The 11,486-nt window shown below is 61.6% G+C and carries 9 protein-coding genes; all 9 read right to left on the bottom strand.

The window, feature by feature from the left end:
- Positions 1-919: 919 nt before the first annotated feature.
- Positions 920-1,693, bottom strand: coding sequence for a response regulator transcription factor (locus F6X39_RS21990; RefSeq protein ID WP_187618092.1), 774 nt, complete (start codon positions 1,691-1,693; stop codon positions 920-922).
- 371 nt (positions 1,694-2,064) lie between these two features.
- On the bottom strand, positions 2,065-3,192 hold the full coding sequence (locus tag F6X39_RS21985) for a DUF2827 domain-containing protein (protein ID WP_187618091.1): 1,128 nt from the start codon (positions 3,190-3,192) through the stop codon (positions 2,065-2,067).
- Positions 3,189-3,692: a DUF4019 domain-containing protein gene (locus tag F6X39_RS21980; protein ID WP_262414767.1), complete on the bottom strand. Its 504-nt coding sequence runs from the start codon at positions 3,690-3,692 to the stop codon at positions 3,189-3,191. Before F6X39_RS21980 ends, F6X39_RS21985 begins: the two co-directional genes overlap by 4 nt.
- 87 nt (positions 3,693-3,779) lie before the next feature.
- Entirely contained in the window at positions 3,780-4,934 is a 1,155-nt protein-coding gene (locus F6X39_RS21975) for a DUF2827 domain-containing protein (protein ID WP_187618090.1), read from the bottom strand.
- Positions 4,931-6,106, bottom strand: a complete 1,176-nt coding sequence (locus tag F6X39_RS21970) for a DUF2827 domain-containing protein (protein WP_187618089.1) — start codon at positions 6,104-6,106, stop codon at positions 4,931-4,933. Before F6X39_RS21970 ends, F6X39_RS21975 begins: the two co-directional genes overlap by 4 nt.
- A 117-nt stretch (positions 6,107-6,223) precedes the next feature.
- Positions 6,224-7,906: a tetratricopeptide repeat protein gene (locus tag F6X39_RS21965; protein ID WP_262414774.1), complete on the bottom strand. Its 1,683-nt coding sequence runs from the start codon at positions 7,904-7,906 to the stop codon at positions 6,224-6,226.
- Positions 7,906-9,738, bottom strand: coding sequence for a tetratricopeptide repeat protein (locus tag F6X39_RS21960; protein ID WP_262414766.1), 1,833 nt, complete (start codon positions 9,736-9,738; stop codon positions 7,906-7,908). The genes F6X39_RS21965 and F6X39_RS21960 overlap by 1 nt, the downstream gene beginning before the upstream one ends.
- Positions 9,739-9,993: 255 nt before the next feature.
- A complete protein-coding gene (locus F6X39_RS21955; protein ID WP_187618087.1) occupies positions 9,994-10,323 on the bottom strand; it encodes a hypothetical protein in 330 nt (109 codons plus the stop codon).
- Positions 10,324-10,351: 28 nt separating this feature from the next.
- Positions 10,352-11,476 carry a YadA family autotransporter adhesin gene (locus tag F6X39_RS36930; RefSeq protein WP_316251712.1) on the bottom strand — a complete coding sequence of 375 codons (1,125 nt, stop codon included), beginning with the start codon at positions 11,474-11,476 and terminating at the stop codon, positions 10,352-10,354.
- Positions 11,477-11,486 lie beyond the last annotated feature (10 nt).

Raw genomic sequence — 11,486 nt, 5'->3', positions numbered from 1 at the left:
GCTTTATACAGCAGTCCAGACACTTTGCTGGGAACCGCGACGCATTGAGCAGAATGCCGTCTTTGCTCTCACACTGAAGGAACCTTGCACGGCCGTCGTGACGGATGAGCCATCCGCGTCTCGCCATTCGCAAGCGCGTCGGCGTGCATTCGCCGGACCTGCGTTTCTGATTGGTGGGGTCGCCGTCTGCGCGTGGATCGCGCTGGGTCATCCTCCGCTACGTGAACGCCGGTTTCAGGCTGATGTCGTCTCTGACCCGGCCAGGCAGCGAGCGTTGGCGCCCCGCAAACTCCCCGGCCAGTGCAAAGTCCCGCAGCCGCGCAGCACGGCGCTACCCGTGGCGATTGAAACGCATCGCATGCCTGCGCGGGTCACGATGAAAACGAAGATCGTTCGCGCCGGACCACAACCGGTTGGCAACGGCACGTCTGACGTGTCACGCAAACATCGACAGCATGACCGTCAGGCAGCGCCGCACACCTGGCTACCGTCGAATTCGATGGGCGGGCAAACCCGCCTCGAGGCCGCGCATCGGCCGCACGCGCGTGATCGCGCCGCGGATCGACACCGCTGGGCACTACCGTCGATGAGCGGCGCTAACCAGGATGCGTCGTTTGGACATTGGCCCGACGAACGACCCGCCACTGCGGTGACACGAGGATTGACAGCCGCCCCCAACCCGGATGCTACCGACTGGATGAACCATATCGTGCAGCGCCGAATCACAGACGTAGCCGAACAGCTTTCCGGGTCCAGGTAGCGTTGCCAGGCCCGTGCTCTCAGAGCGTTCCGTCGCATAACGAGCTGATGGCGCGCGTCGCGCGCAGAGTCCGCGACAGCCCGCCGATGCAGGGCCGGCTTCAGACCAGACGCAAGGAAACGCGCTCTGCTCCGATCCGAAGTCCTGGCCGATGCTGCTCTAGCAGGCCGTTGGCAGGAGCCAAGGGTTGGGTTCAGCGCGCTGTTCCGACGCCTCACAGACCAGCGTTTCGCTTGCCACGCTATGCACGACAACCTCGTCCAGACGGTATCCGTGCGTATAGACGGTGCTCAGGCGCACGCCGTTCTCCGAGTGCAAAGACAGCTTTCGCCGCAACCGATAGATATGGGTGTCGATCGTGCGGGACATACTATCGAGTTCGCGTCCCCAGGCAAGCTTCGCCAACAGGTCCCTGGAAACCACGCGCCCGATATTGGCGAAGAGAAACGCGGCGACGTCGAATTCCTTCGCCGTCAACTCTATCGTCTTGCCGTGAAGAGAGACGTTGCGGCGCTCCACATCGAAGACGTAGGGCCCCACGGCTATCAGGTTATCGACCTTTTCCTTGCGGTAGGTGCGACGCAATAAGGCGCTGATTCTGGCAACCAGTTCGATCGCGCGGAACGGTTTCACAACGTATTCGTCGGCGCCCGCATCGAGCGCACGCGCAACGTCGACCTCCAGCACTCTGCTCGTCAGGAACAGCACGGCGACATCCCGACCGATATTGCCGCGTATCCAGTGCAGGACTTCTAGTCCGGTCATTCCGGGTAATTTCCAGTCGAGCACCACGAGATCGACTTGATTGATCTTAAGGAAGCGCACGGCATTTTCGCCAGAATCCGCCCGGCTTATTCTGTGCCCCGGTTGCTGCAATGCTTTTTCAACAGCCGAAGCTTGCGCAGGATCGTCTTCCACCAACAGGATGTTCATGTGTCACCTCTTTCTTTCGAGCCGACGGACCTGCGAATCGAGCATCCGGCGGAACGAACCGGAGTGCGCCATCTGGACCACCCCATCGGGATGGCCGAGTCGAGTAGGCGCGCGCCCCTCACGGGACAGACATCCGGCGATTGTTCAGGGTTGCGCCCCCAACAAACGCCGTCGTTCCGCATAAACTTTGTGAACTTCTGAAGTTCAGGATAACCGGTGTGCATCGGCAACATAGCCCCCCATATGGGGGGCGGGAGATCTGTTCGGCGGGTTGCAGGCCTTCCGTCTCCCCGACCATGTGAAGATCGCAACCGAAGCCAACGCAATGCTTTCGAGACGAGATCGAAATATCGGGCAGCGATGCACATCGGTCAGCGAAGCGGGCGAGTCATTAGTTCGTCGAGCAGCGCGGCGTAGGTTGCGACCAACTGCGCGTTGTTCGGCAAATACCGTTCGATTAATGCCCGTTGCCGCTCCCGATACGACGACGCCTGCGCATCGTGTGTGTCAATGGCCTCGATGACGCGTCGCGCGCCCTCGCTGGCGTCGTTATCGCGATAGTAGTAGCCAAGATCGTCACAGAGCGACGCGTTGTGTATCAGCGGGTAGCCTTGCCAGCACACTTCCAGGTAGAAGTAATTAAGCGGATTTTCCATCTGGTGCGAGACGACGATGTCCGTATTGCCGGCGAGGAATGTTGGTGTGTCGTAACGTCCGAGAAACACGGCCTTGTGTTCCTTTACGATATCCAACTGATTGAGCAACGTGATGAATTCGAGGCTTTCCGTCGCGATCGCCTCCGCATTGGTCACCTGCAGAATAGCGATGCTCTCGGGCCGCTCGCGATAAGCAAGCTCGGCGATCAACGCGGGATACAGGCAGAACTTCACGACGTTGATGTTCGGCTCCATCACGCTCAGACGCTTCGCGCCAGACCGCGGCTGGTATTCTCCGGCATGTTCGATGGCGGCGACGCGTTCGTCGAGAAACATGGGACTCCATACGAACGGCACGACGCGTGCGGTCTGACGCCGCAAGACCTCGAAGTAGGACTGGCTGATATGCGCAACCTGTGGAATGAGCCAGATGTCGTCGTAACGCTGATTGACGAACAGGTTTTCACCCCACAGCCGCCTGCGAAAAAGCACCGACTCCATCGCGTGAATGTATTCGAACCCGCAGCAATAGGAGACGAGGCGCGCGCCGCGCTGCTTCAGGTAATCGGTCTGCGCGCCGTCGATCTGCCCTCCGAGTTCGATCAGCACATCCACCGAGTCTTTCGCGGCTTCGAAGCCGACCGTCGGATAGCGGGCGAGATCCCACGGCAACGCCGGCGTAACCGGCACCGCCGTCGTATTGACCAGCACCACACCGGCCACCTGCGGGCAATGCCGCAACGCCTCGGCGAGGAATACTGCGTTCTGTTTGATGCCGTTGTTCCACAACGCCTCGCCCGTGTGATGCAGGCCGATCGTGATGCCGATGCGCAGTGCGCTCATTTCGCGCCGGCGCGCACGGCGCTCTCCGCGCCCTGGGCTTGGGCTTGGGCTTGGGCTTGGGTCAGACGCGGCGTATATCCGGTCAAGTGCCATTGCCCGTCGGCTCCCAACTGGAAGCTCAACAGTTCGAAAGCCGTGTGGCCATTGGCAAGTGTCGATGTGGAGTCCACGTTCGCATAAAGACCATCGGGCATTCCGGAGACGCCAATGGACTGGATGCGCGTGACCGACGACCAGCCACGCCGTGTCACCGCTCCAAGCGTGTGACGAGCGTCGCTCATTGTCTTGACGAACTGGTCCTGCGGAATTTTCCCCTTGATGAATGGCGCCGCATCCTGCCAGACCTCGGCGTACCTGTTCGAGTCGAACTGCTGAAAGATACGCTCGGCATCGTTCAGCAATTCGTCGGCCGAGTTACCTTGTGCGGCTGCGGCCAGCGTGGCCGACATGGTCAGTGCGCAGACGGCCGCCAGCTTGACGATCATGGTGACGTGTTTCAAATGATGCTCCCCGTGTATGAATATGTACTCGTATAAAGAAACAGCGATGTGGATAGTCCTCGCAAGCAAGGACGTGTTCCGGCCCGCTCACTCTCGTTCATAAAGCGCAGCCAACGCATCGCTGTATATCCGCACGTTGTCATCGTTCTCGGGATCGAGCCCGCGCAGGAATGCATTCGCCGTGCGCCGGTAGGCGTCAACATGCGTATCGTGCCCGGCGAACGCCCGCTGCAATGCCCGGCCACCCTCCTCGCAATCGAAGCCGTGATAGCGATATCCGCAATCACCAATCAGGTGCGAGTTATGAATCAGTGGATAGCCACCGTACAGCGCCTCGTAGTAGACATAGTTCTGCGCGTTTTCCCAGTGATGGCTCACGACGACATCAACATGCTCCGAGACCACGCGACAAAATGGAAAGCGCCCTTCGAACGAACTCAGGCCATGCTTCACGATATCGAGGCTGCGGACGAAACCGTTGAAGCTCACGTGCTCTTTCATATGGAACGTGTTGTACGCCCACACTTTTTCGATCATGTCCGGATTCGCACGATGCGCCGCTTCGCAGGTCAGCAGCGGAATGAAGCTCGTCTTCACCATGCAGATGTTGGGCTCGAACAGACCGGCCCGCCAACGGCGACGTCCCGGCTGGTAGCCGAAGTTGAGCCCCTCCGGTAGACGCGCCGCTTCGCGCTCCAGCATGACGGGACTCCACAGATGCGGCATCACGCGCACTGGACAGCGGAACGTACTGGCGTAATACGGCACACAAGTATTCTCGTACTCAGGCAGCGTCCAGACCTCGTGATACGGCGCGGCCGTGAATAACAATCCGTGCGACTTGTCGAAGATCATGCGCTCGATATCGATCACATAATCATTGCCCACTCGCATCGACACGATCTTGCCGCCGCGCTCGCGAAATGCCACGACCCACTCGCGCGCAAGTTGCGCGCTCATTTCGATCATTACGTCGAGCGTCGCGGCCGCTTCGTCCATATCGATCAGCGGCACCGGCGAATCAGCCAGAAAATTTCGCGCGTCCTCGGGACTGCCGTCACCTCCTCCCGCCACGAGATACGTGGCTTCGACTAGCGGCGAGCGCATCAGCAGCATCACCAGAAAAATGCAGTTCTGGTAGATGCCGTTTTCCCAGACCGACTGCTCGCCCTTGCGCACGAAGATCGACACGCCCACGCGTAAGTTTCGGGGGACCGAATGGGGATTGGGTTGGACACTCATGGGCGGCTCGCGGAATTGGCAAATTTCGTGTTACGGCACAGATGCAGGAGCCGGGCCGCATAGGCGTCGAGATTGTGCTGGTTGAACGGATCGACTTCGGCGAACACGCGTTGCGAGCGGGCGCGGTAGTCGTCGATACCGCTTGCATGTGCAACGGCCGCGCGCTGCAATTGCGCTGCGCCATCGCGCGCGTCGAAGCCGTGGTAGTAGTAACCTGCTTCGCGCAGCCACGGCGAGTTGTGAATCAGCGGATAGTCGCCATAAAGCGCATCGAGATAGCTGTAGTTCTGTTCGTTCTGCCATTGATGCGACACGATCGCGTCGGCATGCTGAACCATGAAGCCGACAATGTCGTGCCGGCCATGAAACGTGGCTTTGTGCTGACGCACGAGGTCCAGCGAGTTGGCCAGATAAAGCATCGTAGGATGGTCTTTCATGTGCAACGTATTGAGCACGTGCATCGCTTCCACCGCGCCGGCATCCGCACGGTACGCCTCGTCGCACACCAGCATCGAAATGGTCGAGGCCTTCACGACCGAAATGTTCGGCTCGAAAATCGCCACGCGCAGGCCGCGTCGTGCGCTGGCGGCGACAACATCGCCCGCGTTGCCGGTAGCATCGCGCGCATCGAAACCGTAGCGAAGGCCGAGTTCCTCGACCTCCCTCACCCGTTGCCGAATAAACTGCGGATGCCAGATGAACGGCACCTCATGCAAGTCGCAGCGGTTCAGCAGGCGCATCATCGGCGCGTACGCTGCGTCTTTCGGCAAATACCAGATTTCGTCGCAACGCTCGGGCCGCGGCGAGTATGAGGGCTTTGAGAAGATCGCCGGCTCGACGAGATTGACATACGGCTGACCGCAGCAGTGAAACACCACTTTCTTGCCACGCGCACGTATTAGATCGAGCCATTCGATATCGAGTGCGCCTCCCATTTCGATGACCACGTCCACTTCGTCGGTGGCCTCGCGCACCCTCGTCAGCCTGAGATTGCGTGCGGCCAGATCGATTTGCGGCGGCATCGCATTTTGGTCGCCGACATCGATCAGCAGCACCGATTCCACAAAGGGCAAGCGCTGAAACAGTTCGGCAAGAAAGAAGACATTCTGGCCAAGACCGTTCTCCCAGATGCTCTGCCCACTACGACTAATAACGGAAATTCCGATTCGCACGATTCAGTTCTCTACGCCATGTCATAAACCCTCGCTCGTCGCCAGGGTTTGCAGCTTGATTCGCCATACTGGCGAAAATGATTCGAGGCCACATCGCCTCGATGGATTTTGGCATGCTCACGAAGCCACCGTGGGTTGTGCATACTGCTCCAACGCCACCGCGATCCGCCCTATGACCTCGGCCCAATCCCCGGGCGTCGCTTGCCGGTAGATACGCATTACGTGCGGATACCAAGGGGAATCGGTGCTGCCGTGCATCCAGCGCCAGTCCGTCCACGGCTTCTGCAGCAGGAGCCAACACGGCTTGCCGAGCGCCCCCGCGAGGTGTGCGACCGCGGTGTCGACGGAAATCACGAGATCCAGTTGGCTGACGAGGGCCGCCGTATCGGCGAGATCAGTCAGGTCTGGCGCGGCGCACACCATCGGCAATTGCTTCGCCAGAGCCGCAGGTTCGTCTTCGCCTTGCCCTTTCTGCAGACTCACGAACGTTACGTCCGGCACCGACCAAAGCGGCGCGAGCGACAGCAGACCAGGCAAAGACCGGTCTGCGTCGTGACTATGTGAAGTCGAGCCCTTCCAGACGAGTCCAACCTTGATCCCGTGTGCGGGCAAGCAGGTACGCCAACGCCGTACCCGATCGGGCAGCGCGCGCAGATACGGCAGACGTGCGGGAATGTTTGCGGTCGTGGTGCCGACATGCAAAGGCAGGCTCATACTCAACGACCAGAAATCGTGCGGTCCGACTTCCTGCATATTGCAGACCACTTCATCCACGCCTTCGAGCGTCTTCAGGAGTTCCTGCAACGGCTCGGGGCAAAACAAAGTAAGACGGCGCAGGCCTCGCGCCTTCAGGAGCGGCACGTATCGGGCAAACTGGATGGAGTCGCCGAGACCTTGCTCGTGACAGATCACGAGTGAGCGGCCGGCCAGCGGTTCGCCCCGCCACTGCGGATAGCCCGGATCGGGGAGTAAAACGGGAGTCGTCCGATGCATATCGTAGCGAGCCTCCGCATGCTGCCAACCCTCCGCGTATCGCCCCTGAGCCAGCAGCAGGAGCGCCAGATTCCAGCGGGCATCCGCGAAATCAGGGCACTGCTGCAGCACGCTCCGGTATGTCGCCTCGGCGTCCGCGTAACGATGCTGCTCCCGCAGCGCTGTACCAAGATCGTTCTGCGCGTCGGCGTACGCCGGATCGATTTCGAGCGCGTTTCTGAAGGCCAGTTCGGCCTCGCCGAAACGGCCTGCTCGCAGAAGCAGTAAGCCGAGGTTGTAATGCGCGCGCAAGTAGCTGGGATCGTTGCCGATCGCGCGACGGTATGCGGTCTCGGCCTCGTTGGCGCGCCCCATGCCTTGAAGGAGGACGCCGAGGTTGTTCAGCGCGTCGTTCGACGCAGGGGCGAACGTCAATGCCTGACGAAGCGCGTGCTCCGCCTCGTCCCTGCGCCCCGTCGCCATGAACAGCAGACCGAGGTTGAAGTGGGCCGGTGCATGGTCGTGCTTCAGTTGGATCGCGCGGCGGCATGCTGCCTCTGCAGCCGCATGCAGTCCCTGCTGGCGTAGCACATCACCCAGGTTGCCGAAGTAAACGGCAGTCGGCGCGATGCCAACTGCCTGCTGCATCAACGCCGCAGCCTCGGGCAACGCGCCTCGTCCGGCGTGAATCAAACCCAGCAAATGCAGCGCATCGGCGTGCCGGGGATCGTACTTGAGTACGCGGCGATAACCTGCTTCGGCTTCCTGAAGATGCCCGCATCGATGTGCCTCGAACGCCGGCAGAAAGATCGCTTCGCACGGCACCATCACGCGCTCGCCTTTTGAGTCAACTGGTGCGTTGCCGTCACGACTAGCGCCGCGAGATCACGCGCGACATGCGTCAGCACCGGTTCCCACTGGCCATAGACCTGTTGCCGGTACAGCCGGATCGACGGATACCACGGGCTATCGTTACGTTCGATCATCCAGGTCCAGTGCGGTCTGACGTCGAGCAAGACCCACGCGCGCACGCCTAAAGCGCCGGCCAGATGCGCGACCGACGTACACACGGTGATCACCAGATCCATGCTGTGCAGCAAGGCCGCCGTGTCATCGAACGACCGGAGTTCGCCAGTTGGGTCGGACACACTCATCCCGGCCTCGCGCATCGCTTTCGTCTCACTGCCGGCGCCGATCTGCAGGCTGACAAAATCGACACCCCGCACGGCGCCGAGCGCGCTCGCAAGGACGCGCGAGTCGACAGAGCGCAACGGATTGCGCTGATGCGCGCGACTGCCGCTCCAGACCAGCCCAACCTTGAGCCGGCCCGTGTCCGACTCGTGCCGCGAACGCCAGGCACCGACCTTCGCGTGATCCGTCTTGAGATAGGACGTCCCGGCGAAAAGCTGGTCCGGCGTCACACCGAGCGCAAACGGCAGGCTCCCGAGCGGCAAGTGGTAATCGATCGCAGTCTCGGGAAGCGGCTGCTCGCTCGGGATGACCGCTTCCACCTCATCGCCAAGGCTGCGCTGCATGAGCGTCAGGAGGCTCGCATAGCAAATGAAGATGAGCTTGCCCCCCGCCTGTCTGACATTCCGGGCAACGAGCGGCAGGAACCGTGCGAATTGCAGAACATCGCCGTTGCCCTGTTCACTCCACACGGCAACGCTCTTGCCGGACAGAGATTGCCCTGTCCATCGCGGCATCGGTAAATTAGGCCAGCTGCCGTTCAATTCAGGGGAGCCGTCCCATCGCGCTTCATGGTTCAACCAGCCCGCCGCATAGTCGCCACGCAGCAATTGCAACATCGCGAGCGACCAGACGTAAGACATATTGGCCGGCTCAAGCTCTACCGCGCGTTGCGCAAAATGCAGCGCCATGTCCCATTGCTGCAATTCACTGAATACATTCGCGCAGCACTGCAGCGCAACGGGATAGTTAGGTGCGAGCGAACAGGCACGCTCTGCTGCCACCTGGGCTGCTGTCGGATCGCCCCGTTTCAGTAGCATCGTCGCGAGATTGGTCCAGGCCAACGCATTGCCGGGATCATCACGGAGAACATCCCTGAGCAGCGATTGCACCTCGTGGTAATTTTCCGTCGCAATGTACGCGGCCGCCATATTGTTGCGCAGCATTGGCAACGCGTGATCGAGCCGCATCGCACGCTCGTAAGCGTCGAGCGCCTGATCATGCCGCTTGCCGAGCTGGTACGCGAGGCCAAGCGAGAACCAGCCTGAAGCGCTCCCAGGCATGCGTTCGCAATACGTTGCCGCGACGCGTTGTGCCACATCGAACCGGCATAGACCGCACAGGAGATCGATCCAGTCCAGTACCCATCGCTCGCCTTCCGTACCTTTGCGGTACGCTCGCTCGAACCACCCATCGGCCACTTCGCGCTCGCCAAGATCCCGCGCGACATACGCAAGCTCTGTCACCACGCGGGTGTCGTCCAAAGCGCCCTGCAATGTACGATCCAGCAATGCACGGGCTTCCGCGTGGCGTCCTCGCAGACGCAAAAGCCGCCCAGCCGCCGCCACTATGCCCGGATCGCCGGGGCGCGAAGCACCGTGAGCCTCCAGCAGACGCCAGGCGCCAACGAGATCCCCCTCGGCCATCAATTCATCAATACGTTCGGAGTACGACGCCATCGCGCTGCTCATTGTGCACAATCCCTCCAAAACGGCGCCCGCACTCCCGGGCTTAGCCTCACCCACCGCCAACCACGCGGGAGCCCGACTCCGGCGCTCCAGGCCCACGGGCGCAGAGCGGTCCAACGTGATGCAAGCTCGCCTGCGCTCATCCAAAGCCTCGGCGCTGGAGTCTGCACATTGTGCTCCTGGTCATGTGCCTCATGCTCCTCCTCATGCGAGGAGGAGACGTGATTGACTGCGTTGCGCGGTCTCCTCGACATCCCCCTACCTCAACTGCGCGATGATAGAAACCGCGGCGGCAAGACCCAAAACGAGACCAGTCGCCCGACCCTGCCACGCCCCCGCGCGCGGCCGGGTTTCGGCGAAGAGCGTGCGTCGCGAGCGCGCACATACGCGCCATAGCCAGGGCAAGACAAACAGGATGACAGAAGCCAGCAGTACAACCAGACATAGCTGCACAACCTCCGGCATCATGCCGCCTATGCCGTGCGCGAACCAGTTGAAATAGCCGACGACAGACATCGTCAAGCACGTCACCAGCCCTCCCGCCAGCAGATTGGCTATGAAACGATCGGTGTAATCCGTCACACTCATACGCGCTCCTTCACTCGCGCCATCCGCCTTACCATTGATAGCCAATGCCAGCTCCAACCACACTGCCCGATCCGCTGGTACTCGCGCCGCCCTTGATCTTCAGATTGTCGGTAAGGCGTGCCGAGAAGCCGATCGCGACCGCCGAGTAGCCCTTGTAGTTGCCCGTGCCGATCCCGACCGCCAAGGTTTTGCCCGGGTCGACGTCGGGAATCATCGTCAAAGCGGTTGCGCCCGCGATACCGGAGTACGCCTGCCGCGCCAGCGCGTTCACGCCCTGCTGAACGGAGTTCAACTGCGACATGTTGACCGCATCGGTCGGATTCACACCCGGCGCCACGTTCGTGAGGGTCCGCTCGCTGCCCAGCGAGCCGAACGACACCGAATTCGCCTCGTTGGCGATCGAGCCGGAGCCCACCGCCACGGAGTTCGGCGCGGCGGCCACCGCGTTCGAGCCGATCGCCGACGAATTGGAGCCCGTCGCCTGTGCACCGGAACCCACCGCAACGCTATGGGCCGAGCTCGCGGTCGAATTGCCGCCGACCGCCACCGATTCCGTCCCCGTAGCACTCGCCGCACTACCGGTCGAATTCACAGAGACATACTGCGACGACGTGCTGGCGACTGTCGACTGCGAGGTCTGCGGAAGCTGGGCGCCGAGTGAACCGTTGCCGAGCGAGCTGATTTGCGTTTCGAGCGCAAACAACTGACTGCCGTTGATCGCATCGGTGCTGGTGGCGGAGATCGTGCCCGCGGCTACATTGGTGAGCGCGACCGCCGAGCTCGCACCGACGCCGCCGAGCGTCACGCTGTTATGCGCCGCGCTGTCGTACAGCACGGCGTCGTTTGCGACCGAGGCCACCGCCTGCAACTGGCTCACGTTCACTGCATCGGTCGGCGCCGTACCGGCGGCGACGCCGGTCAGGTGACGCGCGCCCGCGGTGCCGGTGAAGTCGACGCTGGTGCCGCCCGTGTTGGCTCCCACCGTGATGGCCCCGTTGCCCGGCGCGCCGCCTACCTGCTGCACGAGACCGATCGTGCCTGTGGCGATGCCCGTGGACAGCGCGCTGACGCCGCTGGTTGCCGTACTAACGCTGGTGGACAACAGTGCCACTGTGCTGTTGGTCGTGCTCAGGCCCGTCGACAGGGACGCCACGCCGCTCTGA

Source organism: Paraburkholderia sp. UCT2 (genome assembly GCF_014397665.1).
Taxonomy (GTDB): domain Bacteria; phylum Pseudomonadota; class Gammaproteobacteria; order Burkholderiales; family Burkholderiaceae; genus Paraburkholderia; species Paraburkholderia tuberum.
The sequence above is the reverse complement of the archived record's forward strand: the minus strand, read 5'-3'. Positions and strand labels throughout refer to the sequence as shown.